General features: G+C 72.0%; 13 protein-coding genes. 7 read left to right on the plus strand and 6 right to left on the minus strand.

The window, feature by feature from the left end; translation table 11 throughout:
* The first annotated feature begins 79 nt into the window (after positions 1–79).
* Complete coding sequence (locus tag D7X12_RS12270) at positions 80–499, plus strand: STAS/SEC14 domain-containing protein (RefSeq protein ID WP_147443619.1); 420 nt, start codon at positions 80–82, stop codon at positions 497–499.
* Positions 500–624: 125 nt separating this feature from the next.
* On the opposite strand, the gene D7X12_RS12275 is transcribed toward D7X12_RS12270, so the two are convergent.
* From D7X12_RS12275 to D7X12_RS12285, 3 genes are all read right to left on the minus strand, one after another.
* Positions 625–1,014 (minus strand): hypothetical protein, encoded by a 390-nt coding sequence (locus tag D7X12_RS12275; protein ID WP_120625460.1) that lies wholly within the window; start codon positions 1,012–1,014, stop codon positions 625–627.
* Between the two features lie 210 nt (positions 1,015–1,224).
* Positions 1,225–2,517, minus strand: coding sequence for a serine/threonine-protein kinase (locus tag D7X12_RS45005; RefSeq protein WP_208718974.1), 1,293 nt, complete (start codon positions 2,515–2,517; stop codon positions 1,225–1,227).
* 115 nt (positions 2,518–2,632) lie between these two features.
* A complete protein-coding gene (locus tag D7X12_RS12285; RefSeq protein WP_120625461.1) occupies positions 2,633–3,847 on the minus strand; it encodes a serine/threonine-protein kinase in 1,215 nt (404 codons plus the stop codon).
* 230 nt (positions 3,848–4,077) lie between these two features.
* Here D7X12_RS12285 and D7X12_RS12290 point away from each other — a divergent pair, with 230 nt between their 5' ends.
* Together D7X12_RS12290 and D7X12_RS12295 are read left to right on the plus strand one after the other, a co-directional pair.
* The gene (locus D7X12_RS12290; RefSeq protein ID WP_120625462.1) at positions 4,078–4,455 is read left to right on the plus strand and encodes a helix-turn-helix domain-containing protein; all 378 of its coding nucleotides are present in this window, start codon (positions 4,078–4,080) and stop codon (positions 4,453–4,455) included.
* A gap of 64 nt (positions 4,456–4,519) precedes the next feature.
* Positions 4,520–4,972, plus strand: a complete 453-nt coding sequence (locus D7X12_RS12295) for a helix-turn-helix domain-containing protein (protein WP_244224507.1) — start codon at positions 4,520–4,522, stop codon at positions 4,970–4,972.
* Positions 4,973–4,984: 12 nt separating this feature from the next.
* Here D7X12_RS12295 and D7X12_RS12300 read toward each other — a convergent pair whose 3' ends face one another.
* Together D7X12_RS12300 and D7X12_RS12305 are read right to left on the minus strand one after the other, a co-directional pair.
* Positions 4,985–5,410 (minus strand): hypothetical protein, encoded by a 426-nt coding sequence (locus tag D7X12_RS12300; RefSeq protein ID WP_120625464.1) that lies wholly within the window; start codon positions 5,408–5,410, stop codon positions 4,985–4,987.
* 13 nt (positions 5,411–5,423) lie between these two features.
* Positions 5,424–6,050, minus strand: a complete 627-nt coding sequence (locus D7X12_RS12305) for a hypothetical protein (RefSeq protein WP_244224508.1) — start codon at positions 6,048–6,050, stop codon at positions 5,424–5,426.
* A 206-nt stretch (positions 6,051–6,256) separates the two neighbouring features.
* Here D7X12_RS12305 and D7X12_RS12310 point away from each other — a divergent pair, with 206 nt between their 5' ends.
* The 4 genes from D7X12_RS12310 (at position 6,257) to D7X12_RS12325 (ending at position 13,133) form a co-directional block, all read left to right on the plus strand.
* Complete coding sequence (locus tag D7X12_RS12310) at positions 6,257–7,846, plus strand: ATP-binding protein (protein ID WP_120625465.1); 1,590 nt, start codon at positions 6,257–6,259, stop codon at positions 7,844–7,846.
* A gap of 75 nt (positions 7,847–7,921) precedes the next feature.
* Positions 7,922–8,296: a response regulator gene (locus tag D7X12_RS12315; RefSeq protein WP_120615537.1), complete on the plus strand. Its 375-nt coding sequence runs from the start codon at positions 7,922–7,924 to the stop codon at positions 8,294–8,296.
* The gene (locus D7X12_RS12320) at positions 8,296–11,109 is read left to right on the plus strand and encodes an ATP-binding protein (RefSeq protein WP_120625466.1); all 2,814 of its coding nucleotides are present in this window, start codon (positions 8,296–8,298) and stop codon (positions 11,107–11,109) included. Before D7X12_RS12315 ends, D7X12_RS12320 begins: the two co-directional genes overlap by 1 nt.
* The gene (locus D7X12_RS12325) at positions 11,106–13,133 is read left to right on the plus strand and encodes a response regulator (RefSeq protein ID WP_120625467.1); all 2,028 of its coding nucleotides are present in this window, start codon (positions 11,106–11,108) and stop codon (positions 13,131–13,133) included. The genes D7X12_RS12320 and D7X12_RS12325 overlap by 4 nt, the downstream gene beginning before the upstream one ends.
* Before the next feature lie 7 nt (positions 13,134–13,140).
* Here D7X12_RS12325 and D7X12_RS12330 read toward each other — a convergent pair whose 3' ends face one another.
* Positions 13,141–14,727 carry an LVIVD repeat-containing protein gene (locus D7X12_RS12330; RefSeq protein ID WP_120625468.1) on the minus strand — a complete coding sequence of 529 codons (1,587 nt, stop codon included), beginning with the start codon at positions 14,725–14,727 and terminating at the stop codon, positions 13,141–13,143.
* Positions 14,728–14,731 lie beyond the last annotated feature (4 nt).

The raw sequence follows: 14,731 nt of genomic DNA on the forward strand, positions 1-14,731 counted from the left end.
AGTCGTCGGCAGCGTCAGATGTGTATAAGAGACAGGGGTGGAAGGGAAGCCTGACTTCTGGGCTGGGGGGAGTGACCAAATGGATCAATCACGCGAGTGGACGTGCGGAGCGCATCGCATCCGCATGCTGGCGCCGGACGCATTGCATACGAAGTACACGGGTGTCGTGGGATTGCAGGACGCGAAGTGGGCCCTGCGTGTCTATGAAGAGATGGCGGCCCACGGACCGTTCTACCTGGTGGCGGAGGTGCCGGGTTCGGAGCTGCCGGCGGAGTCGCGCAAGTACCTGGCGAACCACGTGCGCGCGGAGTGGATGCGCTCGGTGGTGTACGTGGGCTCGGACCTGTCGCAGCGGGTGGTGGGCAAGGCGATGTCGGTGGCGATGTTGCTCACGGGCCACGCGTCCAGCTTCGACACGGTCTTCGTGGACACGATGGCGCAGGCCGAGGCCTGGGTGGACGCCCACCGGCTGGAGCACGCGCCCCGCCGCGTCGGCTGACGTCGGCTGATACAGGGCTTCAACGCGACACGGGCCAGGACGGGGCGGAAGTACCCGGCGTCCGGCCCGTGGGTGGAGACTTCGGAGGCTCCGGTGAGGCTCCCAGGGCTCCGAAGCCGCCTGCTTCAGTGCTCCATCTTCCGGTCCGGGTGGCCGTCGAAGTAGGCGCGCGGGAGCGGGTTGGTGCCCGCGTCGCTGCGGGGGCCGTCGCCGTCCGGGATGTCATCGAGCGCGGCCTCGGCATGACGCGCGCAAGGGTCGTACGGGTGGATGCCGCTGGCTTCGCGGGGCGCGAGGTCCGGGTCGTCCCCGTCGCTGGCCTCGCGCGGGCGGATGCCCTTCTCGTCGGCTTCGGTCCGCTCGGGGCGGGGCGGCTGGTCGTCATCGTCGTCGTCGCGGCCCTGGTGGGCGCTGCGGTCGGCGGCTTCATCGCGAGGGGAGGGGTCCTTACCGGGGCGCCCGTAGAAGTCCTCGGCGGGCTGAGGGGGCGCTGAGCGCTTGTTGTTGTCGGCCATGATGTATTCCTCCGTCCTACGGAGGGTCGTAACGGTCCCCGAGTCCGGCAACCTGCTTCGGGGGCGACCGCGCGGAGGCAGGAGGGCAGGCGACCAGGCGTCACGGCCCTCCTGTGCGTGGTGTCCGGGCGACACGCGGGGGAGGCCCCTGGTGGGGGTGGATGCCCATGCTGTCTGGCTTTGGGACAGTCACTTGCAGGCGGCGCGGGCTCACACCGGTTCGTGACGGTCGTCGTCCAGGTCGTCGTCCTCCAGGCTCTCCTCATCCGGCCCGGCCAGCTCGTCCAGTCCCGCCACGTCCACGGGCAGGGGCTCGTCGTGCACGCTGGGGGTGACGTCATCTCCCCCGAGGAACGGTGGCGGGAGGATGGGCTCTGACGCCATCGCGGCCTCCTCGGAGGTCAGCTCCGTCGGGTGCAGCCCTCCCTCCAACAGCTCCGCCTGGTTGCGCCGGCCGGTGGCCTCCCGGGCCGCCTCCGACACCTCCTCCGCCGCGGCCTGCCGCCCGTAGCCGGGAGCGTGCTCCCGCAGCCACTCGCGCAGGACCGAGGCCAGCTCCGCCGCCGTGCTGAAGCGCTCGTCCACGGACTGGCGCAGGGCCCGGACCACCACCGCCCGCAGGCCCTCCGGCACGTCGCGCGCCAGGTGCTCCACCTCCCGGGTGCCCACCAGCGCCATGCGCGCCGCCACCTCCGTCAACGGCATCCACGTGGGCCCCTGCGCCTGCACCAGCGGCAGGTCCGGCGGCGGCGGCGGCGCCGCGTCCCCCAGCGTCAGGGGATGCGTGCCCGTCAGCACCTCCAGGAGCACCAGCCCCAGGCTGAACAGGTCGCTCCGCGCATCCAGCGGCTCGCGCCGGAGCGCCTCCGGCGACGCGTACGCCACGTCGCCCTTCACCAGGGGCCGGCTGGTGATCTCCCTGCCGGGCAGCGTGGAGAAGGCGGCCGTGAAGTTCGTCAGCTTCACCTCGCCGTGTACGCCCAGCCGCAGGTTCCGGGGGCTCACGTCGCGGTGGACGATGCCGAGCGGCCGGTTCCACTCGTCGCGCAGCGTGTGCGCGTGGTGCAGGGCCTCGGCCACCTCGGAGACGACCCAGGCGGCGAAGGCCGGGGACATGGGCTTGCGGCGCATGGCCACCAGGTTCAGCACCGTGTCCAGCGACCGGCCCTCCACGTACTCCATCACCACGTGCGGCACGCCCCGGTACGCCTTCAGGTGGTAGACCTTCGCGATGCCGGGGTGGTTGAGCCGGAACGTCAGCTCCACCTCCTCCACCAGCCGCCTGCGCTCCACGAAGCCGGACGGGTTGCGCAGCCGCTTGATGACCACCGGGCCCCCCAGCCCTCCCCGGTAGCGCCGGCGCGCCAGCATCAACAGCTCCCCGGTGGCGCGCACCTCCAACTTGCGCACGAACTCGAAGGCCGTGCCTCCCACCGTGAACAGCACCCGCGGCCGGCGCGGCACGCCTGGAATCTCCTCCGTCGTCGTATCGGGCGTCTTCATGTCCTGCCTTTCAACCCCTGGGGTCGAGCGGGAATCGCTCAACCCCGCAGGTAGCACAAACCCTGTCGTTGGGAAAACCTCCAGGGTCGTTTGAAAGGTGGAGGACCTTGGGGGTTCAGTCGTCCCGGCGCAATCCCAGACGCCGCGCCCACCGTGCCCACAGGCGCCGCCACGCGAGCCGCCGGGCCACGAGCCAGGGCATGGGCGGCGGCCTGGGCGCGGCCAGCCCCAGGGACGGGCCGGGGACGGACACGCCCGACGCGGGCGAGCTGGAGTGGGGCGCCGCGCCCGGGGCCCGCCGCTCCGACGCGCGGGCCCACCGGCGCATCTCGCGGGCCTCCTCGTTGCCGTCGAAGAACTCGTCGGACTCCTCGGTGACGGCGTCGTGGGGCGGCGGGGACTGGAACAGGGGCGTGTCCCAGCTGGACGGGGCGCGCTCCAGCACGGTGTTCAGGTCGCCGTAGAGGTCCGCCCCCATCTGGTAGCGCTGCGACACGTCCTCGCGCAGCAGCCGCTCACAGATGTCGCTGAGGGCCCGGGGCACGCGCGGGTTGATGGCCCGCGCGGAGCGACCCCGCGTGGTGTGGATGCTGCCCAGCATCGCTTCGGCGGGCAGGTTCGCGGCGTAGGGGAAGTCGCCCGTGAGGACCTCGAAGAGGACCAGCCCCAGGGCGTAGAGGTCGTCCGTGGGCTGGTACACGTAGCGGGCCATGCCCTTGGGGTGGCGCAGCCAGTAGCGCAACAGCTCCGGGCTGCGGTAGCTGGGCGTGCCCGGTGGGGGCCGGCCGTCGGTGATGTGCGCGGCGCAGGCGTGGTCGCTGGAGCCGAAGTCCACCAGCACCGGCCGCTCGTCCGACGCGCGCACGATGATGTTGCTGCCCTTGATGTCGCGGTGGCGCACGCCCGCGCGGTGGATGAAGTCCAGCGTCAGCGCCAGCTCCGCGAACAGGCGCGCCACCTGCCGGGGCGTGGGGCGGGATTGCAGGGCCCAGTCCGACAGCGTGGGCCCCTCCACGTAGTCCATGACGAGGAAGAGGTAGCCCGTGCGCGGGTGCGGCCAGCGGTGGTAGCCGCGCAGCGCCACCACGTTGGGGTGGGCCATGCGGTGCAGGACGCTCACCTCCTTGAGCGTGCGCGCGTCCACCTGCGAGCCGTCCTCGGAGTCCTGGGGGCCCTGGAGCGCGAACTTCAGCGCCACGGGGCAGCCCCCGGTCTCCGCGAGGAAGACGGTGCCGTAGCCACCCGTGGCCAGGCGCTTGAGCAGCCGGTAGCTGCCCACCACTTCCTGGGGCTGGAGGAGCAGCGGGTGGCCCTCGATTCCCAGGCTCATGGCGCGGGCCTCCAGGCGTCCGGGGAGCAGGACGCGGCGGGAGGACGTGGAGGGTTCAATGCGGGAGGAGGGACGTGGCTGGGCGGACGCATGGGGGGAAAGGTCGATAGGACCTGGGAGGTCCATAGCACGGAGGATGCCCCTTGGGGTAGTGTGGGCGCCATGTGAGGTAGGGCGCCGGGCACCTGACTTCACGGGGCACATGGTCCGGCCAGGGGTGGTGAGCGGCAATGAACGAGGAGCTGGCCATCACGGTGGGCATGGCGGCGCGCGCGGCCCGTGAGCGGCAGGGGTTGACCCAGGGCGACGTCGCCAGCCAGGTGGGGATCGCCATGGAGGTCTACAGCCGGATGGAGCGGGGGCGGGTGTTGCCCAGCTCCACGACGCTGCGGCGGCTGAGCATGGTGTTGCGCATCCGGGCGGACACGCTGCTGGGATTGGACGGGCCGTCGCTGCCGGACGAGGCGCGCACGGTGGCGTTGGCGGACCGGGAGGAGGACCCGCCGTCGCTGCGCCGGCTGGTGCGGGTGCTGCGGCCGCTGGACGAGGAGGACCTGCGGGCGGTGGGGCTGCTCATCCAGGGGGCGCTGGCGCTGCGCGACCGCTGACCCACGGGGGCAGCGCGCGGGCCTGAAAACTTGCGTGCCGGGGGAGAGGTGCAAGGTTTTGGCCGTGCCCGCCCCCGTCAACGAGAAGCTGAACACGGTGTTTGGAGCCGCCGCGCGGGATGCGCGGCTGCGGCTGGGACTCACGCAGGCGGACGTGGCGGAGCGCGTGGGGATCGCCATGGAGGTCTACAGCCGGATGGAGCGCGGGCGGATGCTGCCCCGTGCGCAGAACCTGCGGCGGCTGTGTGACGTGCTGTCGGTGTCCGCGGACGTGCTGTTGGGGGTGGGGCCGGGCCCGTCGCCGGTGCCGCCGCGAGCGCCCCCGGGTCAGCAGGAGGAGTCGGCGGAGCTGCGCCGGCTGCTGCGCACGTTGCGGGAGCTGGAGCCCGCGAGGCTCACGGCCGTGGCGCGCGTGGTGAAGGCCGTGGTGTCGGTGTTGCCGGATGCGCCGTCATCCGCGCCGGTGGCCCGGAAGAAGGCGCCTGTGACAGCGAAGAAGCGCCGGAGCGTGGGGTAGGCCGCGCGGGGCTTAGAGCACGTTCAGGATGCGTCCCTGCCGGTCGATGGCGAACGTCGCGCCAGCGTCGATGAGAGGGACTTGCAACTGGATGCCGCATCGTTCGACCTTGGGAAGGAAGCTGACGAAGTAGAGGTCGTCGTTCGCCTTCAGGACGGTCGCGTCGTACGTGTCGCGGCGGGTCAGGCACTGCGTCAGCGCTTCGTTGGCGGTGTCCGCCTTGCTGTGGGGCGGGATGAACTCGTTGAGCGCGACGATGAAGGCCGCCAGCTCGGGACCCCGGAGATGGATGCCTTCCGCATAGGAATGGGGGAAGTGGATCCGTTCGGCCTCCTCCGGCGTACCTCGCGGTGCCCGCTCGTATTTGTAGTACCCGAGCAGGGAACATCCTGGCAGCAGGCCCAGGAGGACGGCGGCGGACAGGAGGGTTCTTGTCATGGAGATGTTCCGGCTAGGGCAGCCAGTCCGCTCCGTCAAGCATCTGGATGTTGCCGGAGTCGTCGACGGTGCGGCCAATGGGCACCCACTGACCGTTGCGCAGGGCGGAGATGATCTGGGAGGCATGGTCATAGCGATAGGCGTTGCAGACGCCGGTCCGCTCCCGGAAGAACAGATAGAGCACCCGGTGGAAGCTCTGCCCTGTCTGCGTGTCCACGGCACGCGAAGGGTTCCAGGTGGTCCGCAGGTCACCAGGGGAGAACTGCCGGTTGTGCGGGTGGTTGTGACCACCCCCGAGGATGAGGGCATTCACCCGCTTGAGATCGCGCAGGGCCGCGGGCATCTCACAGGTCTTCCGACCGTACGTGTCGAACTGCCGCTTCACGTCGGACAGGTAGCTCAGGTAGTACGCCTGTTCGTCCGGCGCGTAGTAGTGCAGGGCGCAGTACTCCGACCCCACCATCCCGGCCGAAGCCCCGCCCTGGCCCGTCATCAATTCGCACGCCTGCGCCGCCAGGGTTTCCGTATCCGGAAACGGACCCGCGAGTGGGCCGTCTACCTGCAACCGCCCGTCCTCCGTCCGGCGTACCCGGATGTTCGGATTGGCGGCGCACCCCACCACGAGGAGAGAGGCTGCCAACAGCAAGACTTCACGACCCGGACGGAGCACCCCACGTCTTTAGGCGAAACAAGCAATAGCAGCCTAACTATAAAATCCAGCAACCCGCCATTCAGCCCCATCACCTCTTTCCAGCCTGCCCGTCCGCCCTACGGACCCGGAGGCAGGCCATCGTGAGCGCCCCCCTCCTCAATGGCAGACAGGTGGGGTAGCACGGGTTCCCCTTCATGCTTTCTCCTCCCATGCCCGCGGATGAGCCCCAGCGCCTGCGGGCCGTGCGCTCGCTGTGCCTGCTGGACACGCCCGCGCAGGAGCGCTTCGACCGCATCGTGCGCGCCGCCTCGCACCTGTTCCGCGTGCCCATCGCGCTGGTCACCCTGGTGGACGAGGACCGGCAGTGGTTCAAGGCCCGGCAGGGACTCGCCGCCCCCCAGACGCCGCGCGACGTGTCGTTCTGCGGCCACGCCATCCTCTCCCCCGCCAGCCTCGTCGTGCCCAATGCCCTGCACGACCCGCGCTTCCACGACAACCCGCTCGTGCTCGGCGCCCCCTTCATCCGCTTCTACGCCGGCCACCCCCTGCGGGCCTCGGACGGCAGCCGCGTGGGCACGCTGTGCCTCATCGACACCCAGCCGCGCGACTTCTCCGACGCGGACCGCGCCGCGCTCGCGGACCTCGCCGGCTGGGTGGAGCTGGAGCTCAACGCCCTGGATGAACGCGAGGCCCGCACGGCCCTGGCGCAGCAGGAGCGCTTCTTCGAAGTGTCCGTGGACATGCTCTGCATCGCCGCCACCGACGGCACCTTCCTGCGCCTGTCCAAGGCCTGGAGCCGCACCCTCGGCTTCACCGAGGCGGAGCTCTACTCCACCTCCGTCGTGAACCTGGCCCTGGAGGAGGACCGCGCCGCCACCGCCCGGCACCTCGCCCGCGCCGCCGAAGGCGCCTCCCTCCTCCACTTCGAACACCGCGCCCGCTGCCACGACGGCTCCTGGCGCTGGCTCCAGTGGAACGCCGTCCCCGACCCCCAGATGGGCCTGCTCTACGCCGTCGCCCGCGACGTCACCCAGGCCCGCCTCCTGGAGGACGAACGCCAGCGCGTGGAGCGGATGAAGAACGAGTTCATCTCCACCGTGAGCCACGAACTGCGCACCCCGCTCACCTCCATCCGCGGCTCGCTGGGCCTCCTGTGCGGCGGCATCGCCGGCCCCCTGGCGCCCTCCGTGGAGCAGATGGTCACCATCGCCCACCGCAACAGCGAGCGGCTGCTGCGCCTCATCAACGACATCCTCGACCTGGAGAAGATGGAGTCGGGCGGGCTGGAGCTCTGCCTCGCCTCCACCGACATCGCCCCGCTGCTCGCCCAGGCCCTCCAGGCCCACCAGGGCTACGCGGCCGAGTACGGCGTCCACCTGGAGCTGGAGGTGGCCGTGGACGCCCCCCACGCCCGCGCCCGCGTGGACGAAGACCGGCTTGGCCAGGTGCTCGCCAACCTGCTCTCCAACGCCATCAAGTTCTCACCCCAGGGCGAGCGCGTCCTGCTCTGCCTCACCCGCGAGGCCGGCGCCCTGCGCGTGGAGGTGGCGGACCGCGGCCCCGGCATCCCGGAGGCGTTCCAGGACCGCGTCTTCCAGAAGTTCGCGCAGGCGGACGCGTCCGACACCCGCAAGCGCCCCGGCACCGGCCTGGGCCTGAGCATCGCCCACGGGCTGGTGGCCCGGATGGGCGGCACCCTGCGCTTCACCACCCGGGCTGGCGAGGGCACCCGCTTCTTCTTCGACCTGCCCGAGTGCGACCCGACCCCTGCCCCCAGCTCCTGAAGCCCGGGCGGGGATCCAATCCCCCGTCACGCCCGTAACGCGATCCACTCCCCACTCCAAGGCGCACTCTTCTCCATGGCCACCATCCAGAAGGTCCTGCTCGTTGACGACGAGGACGACATCCGCACCATCGGACAGCTGAGCCTCAGCCGTGTGGGCGGATGGAAGACCGTGCTCGCCTCCTCCGGCGCGGAGGCCCTGGAGAAGGCGGGCGCGGAGGCCCCCGACGTCATCCTCCTGGACGTGATGATGCCCGGCATGGACGGGCCCACCACCTTCGGCCGGCTGCGCGCCCAGCCCGCCACCGCGAACACGCCCATCATCTTCATGACCGCCAAAATCCAGAAGCAGGAGGTGGCGCGCTACCTGGAGCTGGGCGCGGTGGGCGTCATCGGCAAGCCGTTCGACCCCATGACGCTGCCGCAGGAAATCCGTCGGCTGGTGCCTTGATGGAGTCCCGCCTGTCCAAGCGCTCCGTCGCGCTGGCCGCGGCCGCCCTGCTGCTCCTGTGTACCCTCTTCATCCTCGGGCGCCCGGGCTCCACCGCCGAACACGACCGCTACCGCACCCAGCTGCGCCAGCTGCGCGTGGCCAGCGCGGAGCTGGAGGTGGACGTGCTGCGCCAGCGCGTGGGCATGCGGGAGACGCACGGCTCGCAGGGCCGCGACTTCGACGCGCTGGCGGCCCGCGCCCGCACGCTCCGGATGATGCCCGGCTTCCTGTCGGACGAGGGCCGGCGCTCGCTGACCGCGTCCCTGGACGCCTACCTGCGCGCGCTGGAGGACTCGCGCGCCCTGCTGGCCACCGCCCGCGAGCAGGATGAGCGCTTCGGCGCCCTGCGACAGACCGTCCCCCAGAGCGTCTTCGCCGCCTCCGACGCGCTGCCCCCAGGCGCGCTGCGTGAAGAGGTGGAGGCGCTGGGCGTGGCCGTGCTCACCGCGTCCCGGTCTTCGGGGCAGGACTTCGGCGCGCGGGTGGAGGGCACGCTGGAGCGCCTCGCCCGGGCGCGCGAGGGACAGGCCCTGCCTGCCTCCGCCCTCGCCGCGCTGGACGACCTGACGGCCCGGACGCGGGAGCTGGTGGGGCTCTCCCGCTCCGCGGACGCGTCCTTCCAGACGCTCCTGGACCGCAGCGCCAGCAGCGAGGCCGAGCGCCTCATCACCACCTACCTCCAGCTCCAGGAGCAGTCCCAGGTCCGCGCGGAGCGCACGCGCATCGTCCTCTTCGGCGTGTCGCTGCTGCTGGTGGGCTACGTGTTCGTCGTGCTGGTGCGGCTGGCGCGCGCGTCCGCGGCGCTGGGCGAACTCAACCGGGGCCTGGAGGCGCGCGTGGCGGAGCGCACCCAGGCGCTGTCCGCCGCGAGCGCGGAGGCGCGCGCCAGCGACGCGCGCAAGGCCGCCATCCTGGAGGCGTCCCCGGACGGCATCGTGGTGCTGGACGAGGTCGGCCGCGTGGTGGAGTTCAACCCGTCCGCGGAGGTGCACTTCCACCTGCGCTCCAGCCGGGCGGTGGGCGCGGACTTCCTCACGCTCGCGCTGCCCGCGTCCCTGCCGGCGACGGAGCGGGACGCCGTCCGCGCCGCGCTCCAGCGGGAGGACGGCCCGGCCGTGCGCGTGGAGTCCCCGTGCCTGCGCGCCGACGGCGGCGTGTTCCCCGCGGAGCTCACCTTCGCGCGCGTCCACGCGGACGGCCCCCCGCGCGTCACCGTCTTCGTGCGCGACCTCACCGAGCGCAAGGCCGTGGAGCGGATGAAGAACGAGTTCATCTCCACCGTGAGCCACGAGCTGCGCACCCCGCTCACCTCCATCCGCGGCTCGCTGGGCCTGCTGGAGGGCGGCATCGTGGGGGAGCTGCCCGCGCAGGCGCTGGACATGGTGCGCATCGCGCGCACCAACACGGAGCGGCTCATCCGCCTCATCAATGAGATCCTCGACCTGGAGAAGATGGAGTCGGGGATGCTGGAGCTGAAGCTCCAGCCGCAGACGGCCCAGGACCTGGTGGAGGCCACGCTGTCGGGCGTGCAGGGCATGGCGGACGCCGCGCACGTCACGCTGCGCTCGGACGTGGAGGGTTCTCCGCAAGTCAAGGGCGACCGCGACCGGCTCATCCAGGTGCTCACGAACCTGGTGTCCAACGCGGTGAAGTTCTCCCCCCCGGGCGCCAGCGTGGTGGTGGCGGCGGCCCAGGCGGCGGACGGGCGCGTGCGCTTCCGCGTCACGGACCAGGGCCCCGGCATCCCGGAAGAGAAGATGGGCCGCCTCTTCGGCCGCTTCCAGCAGTTGGACGCGTCCGACACCCGCTCCAAGGGCGGCACCGGCCTGGGGCTGGCCATCTCGCAGGCCATCGTGGAGCAGCACGGCGGCCGCATCGAAGTGCTCAGCAGCCCCGGCCAGGGGGCCACCTTCCACTTCAGTCTGGAGCCCCTGCGCGCCCCGGCCGCCACGTCCAGCGCCCCCGTGTCCCTGCCCCGGGACGAGTCGCGCCACAACGTGCTGCTCGTCACCGCGGACGCGGACCTGTCCGCGCTGCTGCGGGGCCTGCTGTCGCAGGAGGGCTACCGGGTGGTGCGCGCCGCCACGCTCACGGAGGCCGTGCAGGCGGTGGAGGACGCGCTGCCGGACGCGCTGGTGGTGGACACGCAGCTGCCGGACGGCCACGTGCTGGACTGGATGCGCAGGCTGCGCGAGCTGCCGCGCACGAGGGACCTGCCCGTGCTGGCGCTGTCCGGCCGCTCGACGGAGGGCGCGACCGGCCTGGGCATGCCCCTGCTGGTGGACTGGCTGCCCCGGCCGGTGGATGAAACCCGGTTGCTGAAGGCACTGCGTTACGCCATGCGCCAGCCGGGCCAGGCGCGGGTGCTGGTGGTGGACGACGACGCCACCACGCGCCGGGTGCTGTGCGCGCAGTTCGAACGGCTGGGCGCGCTGTGCATCGAAGCGGCGGACGGGGAGAGCGCGGTGGCGCTCGCGCGCGACACGCCTCCGGACCTCATCGTGCTGGACGTGGGGCTGCCCCGGCTGGACGGCTTCGAGGTGGTGGACATCCTGCGCCAGGGCAAGGGCCGCGCGACGCCGCTCATCGTCTTCACCGGGCGCGAGCTGTCGCGCACCGACCAACGCCAGCTCACCCTGGGCGTCACCCGCCACCTGACGAAGGCGCGCTCCTCGGAGGAGGAGCTGGTGGCCTCCGTGCGGGAGCTGCTCAACGGATTGCTGGCCCGCCGTGATGCCACGGCGCTCGACCCCCGAAAGGCGATGCCATGAGCAGCGCGCCCCAGAACAAGACCCTCCTCTTCCTGGAGGACGACCGCGACCTCCAGACGCTCGTCTGCGCCTTCCTGCGGGAGAAGGGCTACCAGGTCGTCCCCGCGCGCTCCGCCGCGGAGGCCCGCGCGGTGCTCCAGGCCCGGCCGGTGGACGCCGCCATCGTGGACGGCCTGCTGCCGGGCATGACGGGCGCGGACTTCATCCGCGAGCTGCGCCAGACGCAGCCCGGGCTGCCGGTGCTCTTCGCCTCCGCCTTCTGGAAGGACCTGAAGAGCCACGAACTGCTCACGCGCCAGCTGGGCGTGGCGCGCGTGGTGCACAAGCCCTACCGCCCGGAGGAGCTGACGGTCTGGCTGGAGCAGCTCTTCGCCGCGCGCGCTCCGCCGCCCCCGCCCCCAGAGGCTCTGGAGCCGGAGGAGGTGGAGCCGGAGGACAGCTTCGCGGCGAGCCTCGCCCAGCTGAGCGCGGACTATGGCGCGAAGCTGTCGGAGCGGCTCACCACGCTGGAGGCCCACCTGGGCCGCGGGCGCCAAGGGGAGGCCGAGGCGCTGACGGAGGCCTACAGCGTCGTGCACAAGCTGCACGGCACCGCGGGCAGCTATGGCTTCCGGGACGTGAGCCTCGCGGCGGGCCGGTTGGAGGACGTCATGCGGCCCGTGAAGGAGGGCGGACCGCTGGACTGGCCCGCGGTGGACGCGGGCTTCCGCGCGCTCCGGGACGTGGTGGGGCTGCCGGTGAAGTCGGAGCCCGCGGCCCCGCACGAGGAGGCCCTGGCGCCGCTGGGCACGCTGCTGGTGATGGACGAGGACCCCGCGCTGCTCGCGGACGCGAAGCGCATGGGGGAACAGGAGGGCGTGCGCGTGCTGACGGCGAGCACGGCCCTGGAGGCGTGCGCGGTGCTCCAGCGGCAGTGGGTGGACGGCGCGCTGCTCCACATGGGCGCGGAGGGCGTCACCGCCGCGAGCGCGCTGCGGGCGCTGGAAGGACACCAGTCCCTGCCCCTGGCCTTCACCAGCGCGGGCGGCGGCCTGCAGGAGCGCGTGGTCGCGGCGCACGCGGGCGCGTCGCTGTTCCTGCCCCGGCCCTTCACCCAGCAGGACCTGGCCCTCGCGGTGGAGCGCCTGGTGACGGCGCGGCGGCTGGAGCGCGCCCGGGTGCTGGTGGTGGACGACGACCCGGACGCGGTGCGCGCCCTCACCCAGGCGCTGATGAGCGACGCGGTGGAGGTGGTGGGGCTGGAGAGCGCGTACGGGCTGCTGGACGCGCTCGCCCAGCACCGGCCGGACCTGCTGCTGCTGGACGTGCGGATGCCCGGGCCCAGCGGCTTCGACCTGTGCCGCATCCTGCGCCTGTCGCCGGAGTGGCAGGAGCTGCCCATCCTGCTCATCTCCGCGCAGGTGGGGTTGGAGTTCCGGTTGGCGGCGTTCCAGGCCGGCGCGGATGACTACCTGGCCAAGCCCGTGCTGCGCGAGGAGCTGCGGGCCCGCGTGCACGCGCGGCTGGAGCGGGCGCGGCTGTCGCGCGAGCGGACGGAGCGCGACGCGCTCACGGGCCTGATGCTGCGCCGGCCCTTCGTGGAGGCCGTCAACGCGCGGCTGTCGGAGGCGCGCCGCTCGGACAAGCCGCTCGCCCTGTGCTTCCTGGACGTGGACCACTTCAAGAAGGTCAACGACGAGCACGGCCACCTCGCGGGGGACCGCGTGCTGATGCGGCTGGGGCGCCTGCTGGGGGCGCGCTTCCGCCGCGAGGACCTGCGCGCCCGCTGGGGCGGCGAGGAGTTCGTCGTCGCGCTGCTGGGCGAGACGCTGGAGAGCGCGCGCGAAATCCTCTCCCGCACCGCGGAGGAGCTGGCGGGGATGGAGTTCGAGGGCGACCAGGGCGAGCCCTTCCACGTCACCTTCAGCGCGGGGCTCGCGGTGGCGCCGCAGGACGGCACCACCCCGGAGGAGCTGCTGCGCGTCGCGGACGCCCGGCTGTACCGGGCGAAGGCCAACGGCCGCAACCGCATCGAGGTGGCGTAGCGGGGCGCTACGGCGCCGGCTCCTCGAACACCATCAGGCCGCGCGCCTGGTCCACGACGTACACGAACCCGTCCCCCGGCACGCGGATGCCGATGGCCCCCTGGTAGAGGCTGTCGGTGGCGCGCGGGTGGAGTTCCTCGAAGGTGTTGAAGGCGGCGATCTCCTTCGGGTGTTCGGGGTCCGCCACGTCGAAGACGCGCACGCCCTCGTGGTACCAGGCCACGTAGAGCCGCGTGCCCTTCAGCACCATGTTGTGGATGGACGTCTGCGCCCGCTTCTTCACCTGGGCGATGAGGCGGATGTTCGCCGGGTCGGTGACGTCCAGCACGCGCAGGTGCGCGCCGGGGCGCTCGCCTCCCTCGAAGGCGATGGTGCGCTCGCCAAACGTCCCCACCGCGTTCGCGTGGCTGTACTGACCGGCGAACGCATACGCGCCCAGCACCGGCGCGTTGTCCGGGTGGGTCATGTCCAGCACGACGTAGCCCGTGCGCGCGTGGTTGACGTAGAGCCGGCCCTGGTACGCGAACGCGTCGTGCGGGTAGCTGTTCACGTCCTCGCGCGGCACGGAGATGCGGCTTCGCAACTGGGGCTCCAGCGGCGCGGACACGTCGAACAGGAGCGTCTCCCTGTTGGGGGACGGGGACATGGCGTACAGCCGGTCACCGTCCACGAACACGGTGTGCACGTTGATGGGGCCACCGGGCAGCGAGCGCACGTACTGCGGGGCCGCGGGGCGGGAGATGTCGTAGACGATGACGCCGGAGCTCGCGCTGGCGACGTAGAGCGCGTCGCCCTTCGCCCAGACGCCGTTCCAGTTGCTGTCGTTGGGCAGGTTCAGGTTGGCGACGAGGACCGGGCGCAGCTTGTCGGCCAGGTCGAACACGCTCAGGCCGCCCGCCTCCGCGCTCCCGTTGAGGGACACCACGTAGGCGTGGCCCTTCGTGACGTAGACGTCCACGGGGTCCGTCCGCGGGACGGCGGACTCGGAGACGAGGCGCATGCCGTGGGGAGTGGTCTCCTGGCCCCAGGTCATCCGCCGGGCGTCGAAGGTGCCGGAGAAGTCGGGCACGCCGGCGGTGCAGCGCACGAAGCAGCCGGTGATGCGGCCCGGCTCCGGCACGCGGCAGCCCGCGAGCGCGTACTGCTGCACGTTGCGGGTCGTCGTCGTGTACTCGCCGGTGATGAAGAACCCGGTGCGGTCCACCTGCTGGTGCACCAGGGGCTGGCCCAGGAAGGTGCCGGGCAGGTCCTGGGTGCCCACGCGGAAGCCCGCGCCGAAGGTGCTGTCGGCGTGGTAGCGCAGGATGGCCCGGTAGGTGCCCCGGGGCTCCACGCTCCCCAGCGCGGCGAGGTCGCAGCCGGACAGGTCGAAGCTGCTGGAGTCCTGGCAGTTCGCGCGGGGCTGCCGGTAGTCCGCGTCCCTGCAAGACACGTCCGGTTCGACGTCCACGTAGTCGGTGAGCTCCACCACCGGCCCCGCGTCCGGAGGCTCCGGGTCCGGTTCTTCCATGATGTTCCAGTCGCTTTTGCAACCGGACAACGACAGGGCACAGGCGAGCAGGCCTGGACCCAGGAAGCGTGCGAGCGACGTCATGAGG

The sequence above is a fragment of the Corallococcus sicarius genome (genome assembly GCF_003611735.1).
GTDB classification, from domain to species: Bacteria; Myxococcota; Myxococcia; order Myxococcales; family Myxococcaceae; genus Corallococcus; species Corallococcus sicarius.

What these genes read in the sequence shown, in the direction of transcription:
- D7X12_RS12270 (WP_147443619.1), top strand. Translation starts at nt 80, where the DNA reads ATGGATCAATCACGCGAGTGGACGTGCGGAGCGCATCGCATCCGCATG.
- D7X12_RS12275 (WP_120625460.1), bottom strand. Translation starts at nt 1,014, where the DNA reads ATGGCCGACAACAACAAGCGCTCAGCGCCCCCTCAGCCCGCCGAGGAC.
- D7X12_RS45005 (WP_208718974.1), bottom strand. Translation starts at nt 2,517, where the DNA reads ATGAAGACGCCCGATACGACGACGGAGGAGATTCCAGGCGTGCCGCGC.
- D7X12_RS12285 (WP_120625461.1), bottom strand. Translation starts at nt 3,847, where the DNA reads ATGAGCCTGGGAATCGAGGGCCACCCGCTGCTCCTCCAGCCCCAGGAA.
- D7X12_RS12290 (WP_120625462.1), top strand. Translation starts at nt 4,078, where the DNA reads ATGAACGAGGAGCTGGCCATCACGGTGGGCATGGCGGCGCGCGCGGCC.
- D7X12_RS12300 (WP_120625464.1), bottom strand. Translation starts at nt 5,410, where the DNA reads ATGACAAGAACCCTCCTGTCCGCCGCCGTCCTCCTGGGCCTGCTGCCA.
- D7X12_RS12310 (WP_120625465.1), top strand. Translation starts at nt 6,257, where the DNA reads ATGCTTTCTCCTCCCATGCCCGCGGATGAGCCCCAGCGCCTGCGGGCC.
- D7X12_RS12315 (WP_120615537.1), top strand. Translation starts at nt 7,922, where the DNA reads ATGGCCACCATCCAGAAGGTCCTGCTCGTTGACGACGAGGACGACATC.
- D7X12_RS12320 (WP_120625466.1), top strand. Translation starts at nt 8,296, where the DNA reads ATGGAGTCCCGCCTGTCCAAGCGCTCCGTCGCGCTGGCCGCGGCCGCC.
- D7X12_RS12325 (WP_120625467.1), top strand. Translation starts at nt 11,106, where the DNA reads ATGAGCAGCGCGCCCCAGAACAAGACCCTCCTCTTCCTGGAGGACGAC.
- D7X12_RS12330 (WP_120625468.1), bottom strand. Translation starts at nt 14,727, where the DNA reads ATGACGTCGCTCGCACGCTTCCTGGGTCCAGGCCTGCTCGCCTGTGCC.